Source organism: Pedobacter chinensis, from assembly GCF_003339865.1.
GTDB lineage: Bacteria > Bacteroidota > Bacteroidia > Sphingobacteriales > Sphingobacteriaceae > Pedobacter > Pedobacter chinensis.
The window spans coordinates 1-18,452 of record NZ_QPKV01000019.1; the positions used below are offsets into that span (position 1 = coordinate 1).

An 18,452-nucleotide genomic window follows, 5' to 3' on the forward strand; every position below is an offset into this window, starting at 1 on the left:
CTGGTATAACAGAAAGAGAAGGCATTCAGCATTGGACTATAACACTCCCGAACAAGCCGGGCAGACCATCGCTGGGGAAAAAACAGAAGCTGCATAAAAAGGTCTCTACTTTTCTATTGCAATTCCAGTCCGAGAAAGGCTTTGGTAAAGCCCAATGTACTTTCCACTACCAAACGGTCGGCAGTAATGGGCGAAAAGATAAAGTCCATTTTTTTTAAGGTGGTCAGAACGCCTTTGGTGTTGGCTGTTCCCGGCAGGTCGAAGAAAATCACATCTGGTACAACCGCCGACTGGCTTCTATATTCCGAAGCTTTCTCCAGAGCCGTTTCAGCTTTGCATTTAATAATCGGGTACGCTTTTTTGTTGATGGCTTGAAACTGCTTCATTGCCGCTTTTTTATGGTAGTCGTTCTGCATTATGGTTCTCTTATCCCGTTCACGCATGTTGTTCAGGCTGTATTGCGGAAAGTCGCAATCCAATACCAGCACATTAAAACCTAAACGGTAGTGAAGCACACTCGCCAGCAGGGTTGTCATCGTAGATTTTCCCACACCGCCCTTTTGGGTGGAGAAGCTGATTTTTAAAGTTTTCTTTGTTGTTTCCATTATTTAAAAATTTATTGTTACACACTTTATTTGTTTTGCAGGATTGAATATTGGTTTATCTGATTATTACCTCATTCCTATATTCCTGCATTCCCTTTTGGGTAATTTCCTGCACAGGTATTTGCTTTCATTTTTGCCTTGTCAGGTACATTCTTTGGCAAGTGGCAAAACTTGCAACAGGTAAATTGCTTTACCGCTTTTATGCTTTTACACTTTTATTGTTTTATGCTTTTAAAACCTTATGCTTTTATTCCAAACTGCCTGTTTGCAAACCTGATTTTCTTCTTTGTTGAAATACTTTTTTTACTACCTGCACTAAAATTATACGGCAAATAAAGCGATTGATTTAACCGCTGATTGAGCTGTGGCAGTGTTTGGCATTCAAAGGCAGTGTTTGGCACTGCTATACAATACACTGCTTTCGTAAACAGGGCTTTACTTTGTACAATGATTTTTATTAATGGATTTATGCAAAAGTCTTTTGACAAATCGGAGGGTAATAGGAACGGCATCGAGCCGCTTTTCCCTGTTACATTTAATCCGTCCCGCAGGGCGGATTTTTGTGTTCGACAGAACACGGCAAGTTGTGTTTTGAGCATCTCGGAATGATTTCCGATGCTCAAAACAACTTGCCCTTTGCAGGGGGCAGAAAACACCTTCCGAAGTCAGGGTTTTGTATGGATTTTAAAATGGATTAGTGATGAACGATAACAACAAAAAGCAATTGAAAAAGACAGGACGCCGCCCCAAAGAAGACCCGGCGACCATTCGCTATACGATTTCCTTTAACGAGCAGGAACACGCCCGTTTTCTTGCCCTTTTTGATAAATCAGGTATGCAGGTAAAGGCGCACTTTATAACGTCCTGCATCTTTGACAAGACCATAAAGACCATCCAGATTGACAAGGGAACGGTTGATTTTTATATGCGGCTGACCTCTTTTCACAGCCAGTTCCGTTCCATCGGTGTGAACTATAACCAAATTGTAAAGCTGTTGTACAAGAATTTTTCCGAGAAAAAGGCGGCTGCGTTTCTGTACAAACTGGAAAAACAGACGGCTGAAATGGCAATGCTGTGTCAGAAAATCATTCAGATTACCGAAAAATTTGAGGAAGAACACCTAAAAAAATAATGTAATAGTGATAGCGAAAATCGGAAGAAGCGGAAATTTATATGGTGCATTGGCATACAATCAGCTCAAAGTGGAGAATGAAAACGGGCAGATTTTGTTTGCCAATAAGATGATTGAAACCGCAAGCGGTCATTATTCCGTAGCACAATTAGCCCAGTCTTTTGCCCCTTACCTGATAGCCAACCGCAACACCGAAAAACATACGTTGCATATTTCGCTCAATCCTGACCCGAACGATAAGGTAAGCGATGATAAGTTTAGGGAAATGGCAGAACAGTATATGCGGGAAATGGGTTATGGCGAACAGCCTTTTATCGTATTCAAACATACCGATATTGACCGCAGCCATATACACATTGTATCGGTTTGCGTGGACGAGCAGGGCAAAAAGATTTCGGACAAATTCGAGAAAATGCGGTCTATGAACGTATGCCGTGAACTGGAAAGAAAACACCGATTGATACCCGCAACGGACAAGGAGCGCAAACAGACAGATAAGGTTTTCCGTCCGGTAGATTATCGGGCGGGCGATGTAAAAAGCCAAATAGCTTTGGTTGTTCGCCACCTGCCGAACTACTACCAGTACCAAACGTTGGGCGAATACAACGCCCTGCTTTCCCTGTTCAATATAACCGCCGAGAAAATCGAGGGCGAATTGCAGGGGAAAATGCAGCAGGGCTTATTGTATATTCCGCTAAATGAAAAAGGCGATAGAGCAGGGCATCCGTTCAAGGCTTCGCTGTTCGGAAAGAGCGCAGGGCTTCCGGCTTTGGAATTGCATTTTGCGAAATGCAAAACAGCTTTGAAAGACAGCCCGACCAAACAGACCCTAAAATCTGCCGTTACCATTGCCCTGAAAACCACAAACGATGAACAGGCTTTTAAAAAGCAGTTAGCAGCACAGGGCATTAACGTAGTCGTGCGCCGGAATGATACAGGGCGTATTTATGGCATCACATTTATTGACCACAATTCCAAAGCAGTTTGGAACGGTTCACGTTTGGCAACAGAACTTTCTGCCAACACCTTTAATGATTATTGGAACAATAACATCAAACCGGATATTAAAGAACCTGCCGTTTTACAACCCAAACTATCCACATCAAATGATGCGGATCTTCCTGCGGAAGAACCACACCATTTGTTCGACTTCTTAACTACTGACAAGCACGAAGACGGTTTGATTGAAGCATTGGGCGGTTTATTACCCGAAGCCCAGGGCGAAGATTACGAGGAACAGGACTTTGCCAATAAGATGAAGAAGAAGCGCAAACGCCAAAGAGGGCAGAAATAATATTTAGCCAAACACTGCCACAGAACGCCACTGGCTGCCACATTTTTAGAGCCACTGCATAGAGCCTTTAAATTCACGCCCGAACATTAAAACTTAAAATAATGCAGGGAGAAGACGATTTAAGAGGACTTGCCAAGATAATGGCTTTTATGCGGGCAGTCAGTATTCTTTTGGTGCTGATGCACCTTTATTGGTTCTGCTACGGTTTCTTTTTAGAACGTGGCTGGACGTTGGAAGTAATCAACAAGATATTAGGCAATTTCGACCGGACAACAGGTTTATTTTCACATACCCTTTATACCAAAGCATTTGCTTTGGTTTTACTTGCTTTGAGTTGCTTAGGCACAAAGGGCGTAAAGAATGAGAAGATAACCTGGTCTAAAATTTACGTGGCTTTGGGCGTTGGCTTTGTGCTGTTCTTCCTGAACACACCATTGCTGAAGCTATCTCCGGCAACAGGCACATTCCTGTATATCCTTACTATCTCTTTAGGCTATATCGCTTTGCTGATGGCGGGGGTATGGATGAGCCGATTACTCCGTACTACCCTGATGGACGATGTTTTCAACAATGAGAACGAGAGCTTTCAGCAGGAAACCAAGCTGATGGAAAACGAGTATTCCGTTAACCTGCCCACCAAATTTTACTACAAAGACAAATGGAACAACGGTTGGATAAACATTGTAAATCCGTTCAGGGCATCAATAGTTTTGGGTACTCCGGGTTCAGGCAAATCTTATGCTATCGTAAACAACTACATCAAGCAGCAGATTGAGAAAGGCTTTAGTATGTACATCTACGATTTCAAGTTCGACGACCTTTCCACCATTGCCTACAATCATTTGCTGAAGCACAGGGATAAGTACAAAGTTCAGCCGAAATTTTACGTGATAAATTTCGACGACCCACGCAAGAGCCACCGTTGCAACCCGCTCAATCCCGACTTTATGACGGATATTTCAGATGCCTACGAAGCCGCATATACCATAATGCTGAACCTTAACAGGTCGTGGATACAGAAGCAAGGGGATTTTTTCGTGGAAAGCCCAATTATCTTATTGGCTGCTATTATTTGGTATCTGAAAATCTATGAGGATGGCAAGTATTGTACATTCCCACACGCTATTGAATTACTCAATAAAAAGTATTCGGACGTATTCACGATTTTAACTTCATACCCGGATTTGGAAAATTATTTGTCGCCCTTTATGGATGCGTGGCAAGGTGGAGCGCAAGACCAGTTACAAGGACAAATCGCATCGGCAAAAATTCCGCTATCAAGGATGATTAGCCCACAACTTTACTGGGTAATGACGGGCGATGATTTTACGCTTGACATCAACAACCCGAAAGAACCTAAAATTTTGTGCGTGGGTAACAATCCCGACCGTCAAAATATTTATTCCGCAGCTTTGGGTTTATACAATTCGAGGATTGTAAAGCTGATAAACAAAAAGGGACAGCTAAAGAGTTCCGTTATCATAGATGAGTTGCCCACAATTTATTTCAGGGGACTGGACAATCTTATCGCAACGGCGAGAAGTAATAAGGTAGCGGTATGTTTGGGCTTTCAGGATTTTTCGCAATTAACAAGGGATTACGGCGACAAGGAAAGCAAGGTAATACAGAATACTGTCGGTAATATATTCAGTGGTCAGGTGGTTGGCGAAACAGCAAAAAGCCTTTCGGAACGTTTCGGTAAAGTATTACAGAAACGCCAAAGTATGACCATTAACCGCAATGATAAATCTACCTCTATTTCGACACAGTTAGACAGCCTTATTCCGGCTTCCAAAATCTCAACACTTACACAAGGTTTGTTTGTTGGTTCTGTATCAGATAACTTTGATGAACGTATCGAGCAGAAGATATTTCACGCCGAAATTGTAGTGGACAATGAAAAGGTAGCGGCAGAAAGCAAAGCCTATCAGCAAATACCGCAAATCTTATCTTTTGTAAATGAGCAGGGCGAGGATAAGATGAAGCAGGAAATAGAAAACAATTACAAGCAGATAAAATCAGACATTCTGAATATTGTTGTTAGTGAAATGGAGCGTATCAAGAATGACCCTAACTTACAGCATTTGGTGCAGAAAGAATGATTATACTAAATATTTTTGTGATTTTTCTATTAATATATTGTTAGAAGAATTAAAAGTAACAGCACCATTACGTCAACATATAAAATGCCAAATTTTAATACTCATAATTTAGCATTTGCTTAAATAAACAAATTAGTTACATTTGCATTATGGATAATACTTCTTGTACACGACAACAGGCAGACATTAAACAAATCAATCGCTGTAAAGAAAGAGTTTCGGAACTCCACAGTTCGTTTGACTATTTGTCGAACGCACTTGAATTGACTGGAAACAATGTAAGACTGAAAATTCTGTTTCTTCTTTATGAAGAAAAACGACTTTGTGTTTGTGATGTGAGTGAAATTCTTGGAATGACAATTTCAGCGATTTCTCAGCACTTGAGAAAACTTAAAGACCGAAAGCTTATTGAAACCGAAAGAGAGGCGCAAACCATTTTTTACTCATTGACAAAAGAGTATGAGAAAATGTTGGACCCATTTTTTAAAATACTTGACGATAAAAAAAATTTAGAAACAATATGGTAACGGACGGAAAACTAATTGGGACTGGACTTTTGACAGCAATAGCAGCTTCATTATGTTGCATTACACCTGTTTTGGCTCTCATAGCAGGAACAAGTGGACTTGCTTCAACTTTCTCTTGGCTCGAACCTTTTCGTCCATATTTTATCGGGTTAACTATTTTAGTGCTTGCTTTTGCTTGGTATCAAAAATTGAAACCGCAAAAGAAAATTGACTGCAACTGTGAAACAACTGAAAAATCAAACTTTATGAAAACAAAATCATTTTTAGGAATTATTACCGTTATGGCGGCTTTACTTTTATCATTTCCGCTTTATGCTCACATTTTTTTTCCAAAGACCGAAAGTAAAGCAATTATTACCCAAACTTCCAAAATTCAGAAAGTTGAGTTTACAATCAAAGGGATGACTTGTTCAGGTTGTGAACACCACGTTAAAACGGAAGTTAGTAAACTAAAAGGAATTGTGGAAGTTGTGGTTTCTTATGAGAAAGGCAATGCCATTGTTAAGTTTGACAACAAACAAACAAGTATTATAGAAATTGAAAAAGCTATCAATTCGACAGGTTATAAATCACTAAAAAGTAAAATTATATCATAATGGAAATTAAATTACAATCAATTATAACTTGCCCAAATTGCGGATACAAAAAAGAGGAAACAATGCCAACAGATGCTTGCCAATATTTTTATGAATGTGAAAATTGCAAGACAAGATTAAAACCATTACAAGGCGATTGTTGTGTGTATTGTAGTTATGCCAGTGTTCCTTGTCCATCAATACAACAGGATAAAAAATGTTGCTATTAGAAACCAATTAAGAGAAAAAAATGTTCAGTTTTTTCAAAAAATATTTTCAAAAATTTAAGAAGAATACTTATGCTATCAACAGAAAAAACATTATCAGAAGTAATTGAAGTACTAAGACAAAGGGGTTATACGGAAGACTTTAATCTATTGGAAGAAAACATTTCGTACAAAATAGACGGAGAGAAAGTTAATTTAAGGGACATTGTTATTGATAAAATTTATCGTTTTACTGGGCTTAATGACTTGGAAGATGAGGCTATCTTATATGCGATGAGAAACCAAAAAGATGGAGCAAAAGGTGTTTTCGTAAATGGTTATGGTACATACTCTGACAGTGCAGCAAACAGCATCATTGAGCAAATATCAGTTGACGAGGACGATAATGATGATTGGACGATAGAAAATTAAATCACAATGACTGAATTAGAAAAAATTTTACAGCAAAAAGCTATAAAACCCACCGCTATGCGTTTGTTGGTGGTTGAAAAGTTATTGAAACAACAATATGCAGTAAGTCATAAAGAGCTGGCAGAACAGTTTGAAAAAGCAGATAATATTACTCTCTTCAGAACACTTAAAGTATTCCTAGAACACAAACTTGTCCATACCATTGATGATGGAAGCGGAGTGATTAAATACGCACTTTGCCAATCAGGATGCAATTGTAATTTATCAGAACTGCACACACATTTTTATTGTACCGACTGCAAACATACTTTTTGCCTTACTGAAACAGAAATTCCGAACATCGAAGTTCCTCAAAACTTTAAATTAGATGGAGCTAATTTAGTTCTTAAGGGGAAATGCGACAAATGTAACAAATAGATTTTTTCAACTTTGCAATTCTATTGCACAATCTATTTATTTATATTTGTAGCTGATGAAACTATTTATATTCATATTCAGTATATATTTTCTGGCATTATCCTTAATGCCGTGTACTGATGCGTGTGGTATGGATACCAGTAATACTTCAAAATCAGAGCTTTCTAATACAAGCAATGGTCAAACGAAAAACGGCGATTTATGCAGTCCTTTTTGTTCTTGTGCTACTTGTCATACCGTTGTGAATTTTACGTTTCAAACGTTCAAAATAAACGAGGCAAAGCCAAGTCTTAGCAAGATACAAAAATTCCCACTTCAAAATTTCAATTTCATTTCCAATTATCACGGAAACATTTGGCAGCCGCCAAAGATTAATACTTAATATTTTCAGCAAATGTATTTATTGGTAATGGATGATATATTCATTTACTATTAGATAGGTGTATTATCTAAATTGCACATTTAGCTGTCCTTTCTGTAACGGACAGAAAGTATTTATATCCATTATTATTAATTATTAATCAAATGAATTGTGTTAGACAGTATCATAAAATTTAGCATTAAGAACAAGCTCGTCATTGGAATAATGACATTGTTGCTCATTATTTGGGGAGTGTGGAGTGCCACAAAATTACCCATTGATGCCGTACCCGATATTACAAATAATCAGGTGCAAATAATTACGGTTTGCCCCACATTGGCGGCTCAGGAAGTAGAACAATTAGTAACTTTTCCGATAGAGCAAAGCATTGCTAATATTCCCGATTTAGAAGAAACCAGAAGTATTTCTAGGTTTGGTTTGTCCGTAATTACAGTTGTATTTAAGGAAAAAGTAGACATTTATTTTGCCCGACAGCTCATTAATGAAAAACTGAAAGAAGCAGAAGAAAAAATTCCGAACGGAATAGGAACACCTGAACTGGCTCCGGTCAGTACAGGGCTTGGTCAGATATACGAATATATAATACATCCCAAAAAGGGAAGTGAAAATAAATACAATGCCAAAGACCTTCGTACAATGCAGGACTGGATTGTTGCAAGGCAACTGTATGGTACACCCGGAATTGCAGAAGTAAATAGTTTTGGTGGCGAGCTAAAGCAATATGAAGTTGCTGTTAATCCTAATCGCTTAAAGGCTATGGATATAAGTATTACCGATATTTTCAACGCTCTTGAAAAAAATAACCAAAATACAGGGGGAGCATATATTGATAAGAAACCAAGTGCTTATTTTGTTAGAGGTATTGGTTTGGTTACATCATTAGAAGATATAAAAAACATCAGTGTAAAAAATAATCCTGGCAGTGTTCCAATTTTTATAAAAGATGTAGCAGATGTACGATTTGGTAATGCTGTAAGATATGGGGCTATGACATATAATGGAGAAGTTGATGCAGTAGGCGGTGTGGTAATGATGTTAAAAGGCGAAAATGCCAATAATGTAATTGAAAAAATAAAAGAAAAACTTCCTACTATACAAAAGTCATTACCTGATGATATTATTATTGAACCCTATATAGACCGTTCAGTTTTAGTTGACAAGGCAATGAGTACCGTAGAAAAAAACCTGATAGAAGGTGCGTTGATTGTTATCTTTGTATTAGTACTTTTTTTAGGAAATTTTAGAGCCGGATTAATAGTAGCTTCCGCTATTCCATTAGCAATGCTGTTTGCCTTAGCGATGATGAATGTGTTTGGTGTAAGCGCCAATTTAATGAGTTTGGGAGCCATAGATTTTGGGTTGATTGTAGATGGGGCAGTAATTGTTGTGGAAGCCACATTACATCACTTAGGCTTACGGAAATCTAAACAAAGGCTTACACAAACCGAAATGGATGAAGAGGTTTTCCTGTCTGCCTCCAAAATTCGTAGCAGTGCAGCATTTGGTGAAATCATTATACTAATTGTTTACATTCCTATTCTTACGTTAGTGGGTGTTGAAGGTAAAATGTTCCGTCCGATGGCACAGACTGTAGGTTTTGCCATTTTTGGAGCTTTGATTTTATCCTTAACATACATACCAATGATGTGTGCTTTGTTCTTATCCAAAAAACCTACGTATAAAGAAACCTTTTCTGACAGAATGATGAATTGGTTACAAAAAAAATATCAGCCTTTGCTTGAAAAAGCGATTAGCATAAAGTATTGGTTCGTGGGTATCGCCATTGCCATATTTGCGGTTAGTATTTTCTTGTTTAGCCGAATGGGAGGAGAATTTATACCCCAGCTACAAGAAGGAGAATATGCGTTTGAATTTAAAATGCCTATTGAAACCTCATTATCACAAAGTATAGAAACTTCGATGCTTGCTTCGAGAATTGCCAAACAATTTGATGAAGTAAAAATGGTGGTAGGTAGAACTGGAGCTGGTGAAGTACCTACTGACCCAATGCCTCCGAGTGCAACAGATTTAATAATTATCCTTAAGCCTGAAAGTGAATGGAAATCCGGAAGGACATACGATGAATTAGGCGATGCAATAGAAGAAAAAATAGCCGTAATACCTGGCATAATTGTCGAAAAAAGCCAACCCATTCAAATGCGTTTTAACGAACTTATGACAGGGATAAAACAAGATGTTGCAATTAAGATTTTCGGAGAAAATTTAGATACACTAGCGTTAAATGCCGATAAGGTTAGCAAAGTTATACAAACAGTAAAGGGAGTTACAGTACCTCAAGTAGAACTGGTAAGTGGGCTACCTCAAATTAATATTGAATACGACCGAACTCGTTTAGCCAATTATGGAGTAAATGTAGAAGATGTAAATAATGTTGTGAGTACTGCCTTTGCAGGAAAAAGTGCAGGTGTGGTTTTTGAGAATGAAAGGAGATTTGATTTAGTTGTGCGTTTAGATAGTACTTACCGGGGTAGTATTGAAGATGTAAACAATATGATGATACCCACCAACATAGGTAGTCAAATTCCTCTATCACAAGTGGCTACAATTGATTATAAATTAGGACCGGCGCAGATAAGCCGTGAAGCGGGAAAGCGAAGAATTGTAATTGGTTTTAATGTAGCAGACAGAGACGTTCAAAGTGTAGTAGAAGAAATTCAAAAAAAGTTGAACAACCAAATAAAATTACCATCGGGATATTATTTCACTTATGGTGGGCAGTTTGAAAACTTACAGGAAGCCAGTAATAGGTTACTGATAGCTGTTCCGGTTTCCTTATTATTGATATTTGTACTGCTTTACTTTACTTTCAGTTCCTTTAAACAGGCAGGATTAATTTTTACAGCCATTCCAATGAGTGCAATTGGAGGTATACTAGCACTATTACTTCGGGGAATGCCTTTTAGCATCAGCGCAGGTATTGGATTTATTGCATTATTTGGTGTTGCAGTTCTCAACGGAATTGTACTGATAGGTATTTTCAATCAATTAGAAAAAGAAGGGGAAAAAGATGTATTGAAACGGGTAATTGAAGGAACTAAAATCCGTTTGCGACCAGTTTTAATGACTGCAACAGTAGCCAGTTTAGGATTTTTGCCAATGGCGTTGAGCAGTAGCGCAGGTGCAGAGGTACAAAAACCATTGGCTACAGTTGTTATCGGTGGTTTGGTAACTGCCACATTCCTTACCCTATTCGTACTTCCCTTATTGTATATCATCTTCAATTCAAAAATTAATTTAAAAAGAAAACTTAAAGTGAAATCCATTACAACTATCGTTGTGTTACTGCTATCAGTAGTAGGTTTTACAGCAAACGCACAAACGAAAGCTTTATCCAGCGTTGATGAAGCAATAAACATTGCGCTGAAAAATAATCAAACCATAAAGGCTTCAGATTTAGAAATTGATGCAAGTAAAGCCTTGAAAAAAACTGCCGGAGAATTACCCAAACTTGATTTTAATGCACAGTTGGGGCAATACAGCAGTATCAAATTCGACCAGTCTTTTCAGGTGTCGCAAACCATTCCATTTCCATCATTATTTGGAGCAAAAAAACAATTGATTAATGCCGAAATAAAAGGTAAAGAATTACAGAAAAATCTTTCAGTGTTGGAGTTGAAAAATCAAGTACGTACTTATTATTATCAAATTTTGTACTTGCAACACAATGAAAAACAGTTACAGCAATTGGATAGTTTGTACAACGATTTTATTAAAATAGCCCAGCTTCGTTATAAAACTGGTGACACCAAAAAAGTGGACATCAGTACAGCGGAAGCTAAGAAAGGCGAAATCAATTTATTGTTAAAACAAAATGGAGTGTTCTTATCCAATGCTGTTGCCAATCTGAAAACATTGATGAACACAAAAGACGATTTTACCATTGCAGAAAACGGAATATTTCAGCCTCTACAAATCAGTAATTTGTTGGATAATGAAGCCGTAGCAAATCATCCTGCCATTCAATCTTTGTATCAGGATGCCATTATTGCCGAGCAAACCAAAAAGGTAGAACGTTCGCAAGGTTTACCAGATTTTACGATTGGCTACGTCAATCAGTCTATGATTGGTTTTCAAAATGTAAACGGAGCCGAACAATTTTTCAATGGTGGAAACCGATTTAGTTCTGTAAACATTGGTATTGCTATTCCCATCACTTACGGTGCTACCAAAGCCAGAATAAAATCTTTAGATTACAGAAAACAAGCAGCCGAAGCCAATGCACAGCAACAGCAAAAAACATTGGCTACGCAAATGCAAAATGCCTTGCAACAATACCAGCAAGACATACAGCAATTCAATTATTTTGAGAAAGAAGCATTGCCAAATGCCAAGGAAATTGTATCAGCAGCACATTTAGGTTATACTACTGGAGAAATCAGTTATGTGGAATATCTGTTTGCATTGCAAACCGCAACCGATATTCAATTAAATTATCTGAAAAGCATCCAGCAGGTAAACCAGTCTGTAATAAATATTTATTCTCTCATTAATCAATAAGCAAAAATGAAATTCAATATAAATAAAATCGCGTTTGTAACAGTGATAACTGTTTTAATATTTGCCTTTTCCGCTTGCAATAATAATAAAGATGGAAATGGGCAAAACCAAGCGAAAGAAATTAATAAAGAAGCCCACGAAGAAGTACCAACCATTGCCACACTTTCAGAGGAGCAATTAAAGATAGTTGGAATAAAAATAGGCACAATAGAACAAAGGGAGCTGTCTTCAACCATCAAAGCAAATGGAATTCTGAATGTTCCCAATAACAACAAAGCCAATGCTACAACTTTATATGGTGGGGTGATAAGAACATTGAAAGTTCAACTAGGGGATTATGTTAGAAAGGGTGAAATAATAGCAACTATTGCCAATCCGCAGTTTATACAATTACAGGAAGAATTTTTGAGTGTAATAAGTAAAATAACTTTTGCAGAGCAAGAGTTAGCAAGACAAAAAGAGTTAAACGAAGGAAATGCTGGCGCAAAGAAAAATTTACAAAGTGCAACAGCCGAATTGAACAGCCTTCGTACTCGAAAAGCGTCTTTACATCAACAACTACAATTAATGGGCATCAATCCCAGCACCCTATCAAACAGTAATTTGAAATCTGCTCTGACAGTAATTAGTCCTTTAAATGGCACAGTAAGTAATGTTTACGCTAAAATTGGAAGTTATGTAGATGTTTCTTCGCCGGTAATTGAAATTGTTGATAACAGCTCATTACATTTGGATTTACAAGTATTTGAAAAAGATTTACCACAAATAAAAATCGGGCAAACTATTCATTTTAGATTGACAAATAATCCAACCACAGAATATGAGGCTACGGTTTTCAATATCGGTTCATCTTTTCAAAACGAGAGTAAAACTATTGCTGTACGTTGTCGTATAAAAGGTAATAAAATTGGTTTAATTGATGGAATGAACATAACAGGGGTTGTAAGCTTAAGCAATGTAACTACACCTGCTGTCCCCAATGATGCCATCGTAAATACTGATGGTAAATATTTTATTTTCGTACAAACCGATAAAAAAGCAGAAGAGCATCACGAAGAAGGAAAAGAAGAAGAAAATCATAAAAATGATGATAAAAATGAAAAGGAAGATAAGGCAAGTATAAATTTTGAAAAAATAGAAATATTGAAAGGGGTATCTGATATGGGGTATACCGCAATAACTTTTGTCAAACAAGTTCCTGCCAATCCAAAAATAGTAGTAAAAGGAGCATTTTTTGTAAACGCAAAATTATCTAATGCCGGAGAAGACGAAGATTAACCAAAAATAACTAAACGATGATAAATACAGATAAAAACCACAAGCATATTTATGATGCAAACGGCAAACAACTCTGCTGCACGGAGGAAAACAAAAACAATCCCCAAACAAATGTAGAGCAAAGTGCTGAAGATGTTTGTTGCTCAACGGATGAAAAAGTCAGCAAAAAGAGTAATGAACGAAGTAAAGTAATAGATAAAATTAGTGTTATTAGAATGTTTTTACCCGGAATTATTTCTTTGGTACTATTGCTAATTGCTATTTACTTAGACAATGCCTTGAAACCTGAATGGTTTCAAGGTTGGGTAAGAGCTGTTTGGTATATAATAGCTTATGCACCAGTCGGATTTCCTGTAATAAAAGAAGCTTTTGAAAGTATTGGTAAAGGCGATGTTTTTTCAGAATTTTTATTGATGAGCATTGCCACCATCGGAGCTTTTGCTATTGGCGAATATCCAGAAGGTGTTGCTGTAATGTTGTTTTATGCCGTTGGCGAAGTATTCCAAACATTGGCAGTAACAAGAGCTAAAGCAAATATTAAAATTTTGCTCGACCAACGTCCCGATGAAGTAACTGTTTTAGAAAACAATCAGCCAAAAATAGTAAAAGCAGAAAGTGTAAACATTGGAAATATTATCCAACTAAAACCCGGAGAAAAATTAGGATTGGACGGAGAATTGTTATCCGAAACCGCCTCATTCAACACCGCAGCACTTACCGGAGAAAGTAAACCAGACACCAAAACCAAAGGCGAAACTGTATTGGCAGGAATGATAAATCTAACGACCGTTGCACAGGTAAAAGTAACAACTGCTTATACTGATAGCAAGCTTTCTAAAATTTTAGAATTGGTACAAAATGCAACCGCACAAAAAGCACCAACAGAATTATTCATTCGCAAATTTGCAAAAATCTACACACCGATTGTTGTACTGTTAGCTATTCTAATTACAGCATTGCCCTACTTCTTTGTAGAAAATTATGTGTTCAGCCAATGGTTGTATCGTGCTTTGGTATTCCTTGTTATCTCTTGCCCTTGTGCATTGGTAATAAGTATTCCTTTAGGCTACTTTGGCGGAATTGGGGCAGCGAGTAAAAATGGAATATTGGTTAAGGGAAGCAACTTTTTGGATGTTCTTGCCAGCATACAAAATGTAGTAATGGATAAGACAGGTACAATGACGGAGGGCGTATTTAAAGTTCAGGAAGTTGTATTTGACAAGGCATTTGATGAGAAAAAAATTTTAGAAATGGTCAATGCTTTGGAAAGCCATAGTAGCCACCCCGTAGCAACTGCCATTCAAGAATATGTAGGCGATGTAAACCACAATATCCCATTAGAAAATATAGAGGAAATTGCAGGACACGGACTAAAGGCTAATGTAAATGGGAAAGAATTATTGGTAGGGAATTTTAAGCTGATGGATAAATTTTCTATTACTTATGACATAGACCCGAACAGCATTGTCTACACGGTAATCGCAGTGGCTTATGATAGAAAGTTTGTTGGTTACATTACCATTGCGGACAGCATAAAAGAAGACGCACAGGAAACCATAAATCTATTGCATAAGCTCAATGTTAAAGCTACTATGCTTAGCGGAGATAAAAGTACGGTTGTAAAGTATGTAGCGGAACAGTTGGGGATAGATAATGCTTTCGGAGATTTATTGCCTGAAGATAAAGTAAACAGAGTTAAAGAAATTAAAGCCAAAGGCGGAAGCGTTGCTTTTGTTGGCGACGGTGTAAACGATGCGCCTGTTGTGGCTTTGAGCGATGCGGGTATTGCAATGGGCGGTTTGGGAAGCGATGCGACCATTGAAACGGCAGATGTGGTAATACAAGACGACAAACCGAGTAAAATACCTATGGCAATCAATATAGGCAAGCAGACAAAGAAAATCGTTTGGCAAAATATAGCTTTAGCATTCGGAGTAAAAGCTATTGTACTAGTTTTGGGAGCTGGGGGCTTAGCGACTATGTGGGAAGCTGTTTTTGCCGATGTTGGGGTTGCCTTATTAGCTATACTAAACGCAGTAAGGATACAGCGGATGAAATTTTAAGATTAGAACATCCTAATGATGAATAAAACAGACAATTCGTAAGAAAGGCAAAAGTTATCAAATGTCAATTTGTCGAAGGAGAAGAAGAAGAAGAAAAGACCTTCGCTCTTTATGATACTTTTTGGGATATTTTTTAGCTCTGTGTCTTATTGCTTTGATATACATAAAATTAGACACTATTATATCTATCCCTATCACTAAAAATGGACTTATTAGTTCTGTATCGAGCAAAAACCAAAGTTCCAAAAGAGAAACCCGAAAATGCAAATTTCTTTCAAATATGACAGTATTTGGGCTTCTCTATTATTGTTTAAAAAATAGATTTAGGATAACGGATGGATAAATTTTATAACGAAACGCTGGCTAAGCTGGAAAACGAAATCAAAGAATTTGAGATTGAAGCAGACTGTTCGATAGAACGCATTGAAGCAGTTATACAACTTATTATCAAATGTTTATTCGACGTAAAAAAATATATTTTAAAAAGAGGATTTAAGAATGTTGATGAAGAAATTCGCTTTTTTAAATATCAAAAGCCAATTATCGTTTCAAAGCTCATCTATTATAATGCCATCTATAAAATCGAAACGAGAAGACCGTATGGAAATAAGCGTACCAAGAAATATTTTGTCAAAGAACTGAAAAAGCTAAAAAGGTTCTTTGAAAATAACCTTGATTTTTATAAGTATTACCGTAGCAATAATTCTTTCTTTGACGAACAATTTTTTGTACGTGGCAAGCACGATATAAGACTATGGTTAGACACTTTTTATTTTGAGGCAGACCATCGCTTTTCTACTTCGCACGATTATAAGGTTGCCAAGATAATTGCTAATGACCTGATACAGGTATATTTGGAAGACAGGTTAAATAACATCAACGTTAAAAAGGTTTCAGATAATTCGTTGATATGGACAGCAAGCAAAACTGCACTCACGGAACTCATTTATGCACTGTACTCCCACGGTGCATTTAACAATGGGAATACAGAAATAAAATTGATAGCCAAAACGTTTGAAGATGCCTTCAATATTGAGTTAGGCGACTTTTACCATACGTTTATGGAACTTAAAGCCCGCAAAATAAACCGAACGAAATTCCTCGACAGGCTGTGTGAAGCACTGATAAAGAAAATGGACGAACAAGATGAAAAACAGTAAGTATATATGTACACAGGCTTTATTCCTCTTGGCAAGAAGTCAGAGTAATTAAACTTAAATTGTAAATTTGTTTATTGCTTATGTATTAAATACTAAACGTAGTCAGTAAATAAATATGAATACAATCTTTATTAAAAATATGGTTTGCGACCGTTGCATTATGGTGGTACAAAACGAATTGGAAAAACTGGGATTAGATGCTAAAAATATAAAACTGGGCGAAGTTATTCTTTCCAAAGAAATAACATCTCTGGAAAAAGAGAATTTGTCCAAAACTTTAGAGCCATTAGGATTTGAAGTAATTGACGATAAAAAAGGCAGGATAATAGAAAAGATAAAGAACATTATCATTGACCTGGTACACCATCAGGATAGTGATGTAAAAACCAACCTTTCCGATGTATTGAGTGACAAATTGCATCACGATTACAATTACCTGTCCAATCTGTTTTCAGAGGTAGAGGGTACAACCATTGAAAAATACTTTATCGCCCAAAAGGTGGAGAAAGTCAAAGAATTGTTGGTGTATGATGAGTTGTCATTAAGTGAGATTGCGAACCGCCTAAATTATTCGAGCGTGGCATATTTGAGTAACCAGTTTAAAAAAGTTACCAGGCTAACACCAAGCCATTTCAAACAGATTAAAGAGGATAAAAGAAAACCGTTGGATAAAGTGTAAGTAAATCTTACAAATCAAATCCAAAATTTCACAACAGTACCCATAAATATAATAGCCAATTTTGTATTGAAAATTAAAGCAGGCAAATATGGCGACAAACAGAGAAAATATATACATTCCATTGGAGGATGTAGAAAGCGAACACTGTGCATTAATCGTTGAAAAGGGATTGGCACAGGTAAAAGGCGTAGAAACCCATAAAGTAGAGCTGAACAACCGAAGGGCAGCGCTTACAGTAGATAGCAATGAAACCGTAGGCGAGGCTGTTAAGGCAATTAAAGATTTAGGTTACGGAGTTCCTACGGTTAAAAGTGCTTTTCCGGTATTGGGCATGACCTGTGCATCCTGTGCGGGCAGTGCCGAAAGCATTGTTAAATACCAACCGGGAGTAGTTAATGCTTCCGTGAACTTTGCAACGGGCAATCTTACCGTGGAATATCTGCCCAATATGACCGATGCCTCCACCCTGCAAAAAGCGGTTCAGGGAGTAGGTTACGACCTATTGATTGAAGACGAAACCAAGCAGCAGGAAACGCTCGAAGCCATCCACGAAAAGAAATTCCGAACCTTGAAAAACAAGACCATTTGGGCAATTATCCTTTCCCTGCCCGTGGTAATCATAGGAATGTTCTTTATGGATATGCCCTATGCAGACCCGATAATGTGGCTCTTTTCCACGCCCGTTGTAATATGGTTGGGCAGGGATTTTTTTGTAAACGCTTGGAAGCAGGCAAAGCACCGTTCCGCCAATATGGATACGCTGGTGGCATTGAGTACAGGTATTGCCTACCTGTTCAGTGTTTTCAATATGCTGTTTGCCGACTTTTGGCATCAACGGGGACTGCACGCCCACGTATATTTTGAAGCGGCTGCCGTTATTATCGCATTCATCCTATTGGGGAAACTGCTGGAAGAAAGAGCCAAAGGCAACACCTCTTCAGCCATTAAGAAGCTGATGTGGAATTGCAATAGAAAAGTAGAGACCTTTTTATGCAGCTTCTGTTTTTTCCCCAGCGATGGTCTGCCCGGCTTGTTCGGGAGTGTTATAGTCCAATGCTGAATGCCTTCTCTTTCTGTTATAC

The 18,452-nt window shown here is 37.5% G+C and carries 16 protein-coding genes and 1 pseudogene; 15 read left to right on the forward strand and 2 right to left on the reverse strand.

The features are described 5' to 3' along the window. Positions 1 to 113 precede the first annotated feature (113 nt). Positions 114 to 605, reverse strand: coding sequence for a ParA family protein (locus tag DU508_RS23480; RefSeq protein ID WP_233509720.1), 492 nt, complete (start codon positions 603 to 605; stop codon positions 114 to 116). Positions 606 to 844: 239 nt separating this feature from the next. After that, the gene (locus tag DU508_RS23485; RefSeq protein ID WP_115405112.1) at positions 845 to 1,204 is read right to left on the reverse strand and encodes a hypothetical protein; all 360 of its coding nucleotides are present in this window, start codon (positions 1,202 to 1,204) and stop codon (positions 845 to 847) included. Positions 1,205 to 1,305: 101 nt separating this feature from the next. Between DU508_RS23485 and mobA the strand changes: the two genes are divergently transcribed. The 15 genes and pseudogenes from mobA to DU508_RS23560 all read left to right on the forward strand — a co-directional run. Next, a complete protein-coding gene (mobA, locus tag DU508_RS23490) occupies positions 1,306 to 1,737 on the forward strand; it encodes a conjugal transfer protein MobA (RefSeq protein ID WP_026763222.1) in 432 nt (143 codons plus the stop codon). A 7-nt stretch (positions 1,738 to 1,744) separates the two neighbouring features. After that, positions 1,745 to 3,031 (forward strand): conjugal transfer protein MobB, encoded by a 1,287-nt coding sequence (gene mobB / locus DU508_RS23495; protein WP_115405113.1) that lies wholly within the window; start codon positions 1,745 to 1,747, stop codon positions 3,029 to 3,031. Positions 3,032 to 3,132: 101 nt separating this feature from the next. Further along, entirely contained in the window at positions 3,133 to 5,133 is a 2,001-nt protein-coding gene (gene mobC, locus DU508_RS23500) for a conjugal transfer protein MobC (RefSeq protein WP_026763220.1), read from the forward strand. Positions 5,134 to 5,282: 149 nt separating this feature from the next. Next, positions 5,283 to 5,660 (forward strand): ArsR/SmtB family transcription factor, encoded by a 378-nt coding sequence (locus DU508_RS23505; RefSeq protein ID WP_024566613.1) that lies wholly within the window; start codon positions 5,283 to 5,285, stop codon positions 5,658 to 5,660. Beyond that, positions 5,654 to 6,256, forward strand: coding sequence for a mercuric transport protein MerTP (gene merTP, locus DU508_RS23510; RefSeq protein ID WP_024566614.1), 603 nt, complete (start codon positions 5,654 to 5,656; stop codon positions 6,254 to 6,256). The genes DU508_RS23505 and merTP overlap by 7 nt, the downstream gene beginning before the upstream one ends. Continuing rightward, positions 6,256 to 6,465 carry a GDCCVxC domain-containing (seleno)protein gene (locus DU508_RS24285; protein WP_078679374.1) on the forward strand — a complete coding sequence of 70 codons (210 nt, stop codon included), beginning with the start codon at positions 6,256 to 6,258 and terminating at the stop codon, positions 6,463 to 6,465. Before merTP ends, DU508_RS24285 begins: the two co-directional genes overlap by 1 nt. Positions 6,466 to 6,534: 69 nt before the next feature. Continuing rightward, entirely contained in the window at positions 6,535 to 6,873 is a 339-nt protein-coding gene (locus DU508_RS23520; RefSeq protein ID WP_024566615.1) for a hypothetical protein, read from the forward strand. A 6-nt stretch (positions 6,874 to 6,879) separates the two neighbouring features. Continuing rightward, on the forward strand, positions 6,880 to 7,290 hold the full coding sequence (locus DU508_RS23525) for a Fur family transcriptional regulator (RefSeq protein ID WP_048499044.1): 411 nt from the start codon (positions 6,880 to 6,882) through the stop codon (positions 7,288 to 7,290). 55 nt (positions 7,291 to 7,345) lie between these two features. Continuing rightward, positions 7,346 to 7,672, forward strand: coding sequence for a DUF6660 family protein (locus tag DU508_RS24405; RefSeq protein WP_371131589.1), 327 nt, complete (start codon positions 7,346 to 7,348; stop codon positions 7,670 to 7,672). A 150-nt stretch (positions 7,673 to 7,822) separates the two neighbouring features. Then, a complete protein-coding gene (locus DU508_RS23530; RefSeq protein ID WP_115405114.1) occupies positions 7,823 to 12,190 on the forward strand; it encodes a CusA/CzcA family heavy metal efflux RND transporter in 4,368 nt (1,455 codons plus the stop codon). A 6-nt stretch (positions 12,191 to 12,196) separates the two neighbouring features. Further along, on the forward strand, positions 12,197 to 13,468 hold the full coding sequence (locus DU508_RS23535; RefSeq protein ID WP_115405115.1) for an efflux RND transporter periplasmic adaptor subunit: 1,272 nt from the start codon (positions 12,197 to 12,199) through the stop codon (positions 13,466 to 13,468). 17 nt (positions 13,469 to 13,485) lie between these two features. After that, positions 13,486 to 15,531 (forward strand): heavy metal translocating P-type ATPase, encoded by a 2,046-nt coding sequence (locus DU508_RS23540; protein WP_115405116.1) that lies wholly within the window; start codon positions 13,486 to 13,488, stop codon positions 15,529 to 15,531. A gap of 335 nt (positions 15,532 to 15,866) precedes the next feature. Further along, a complete protein-coding gene (locus tag DU508_RS23550) occupies positions 15,867 to 16,691 on the forward strand; it encodes an RteC domain-containing protein (RefSeq protein ID WP_002981101.1) in 825 nt (274 codons plus the stop codon). Between the two features lie 115 nt (positions 16,692 to 16,806). Next, positions 16,807 to 17,370 carry a helix-turn-helix domain-containing protein gene (locus DU508_RS23555; RefSeq protein ID WP_115405117.1) on the forward strand — a complete coding sequence of 188 codons (564 nt, stop codon included), beginning with the start codon at positions 16,807 to 16,809 and terminating at the stop codon, positions 17,368 to 17,370. A gap of 88 nt (positions 17,371 to 17,458) precedes the next feature. Then, positions 17,459 to 18,328: pseudogene (locus DU508_RS23560) on the forward strand (cation transporter); the annotation flags it as partial. Positions 18,329 to 18,452: the final 124 nt, after the last annotated feature.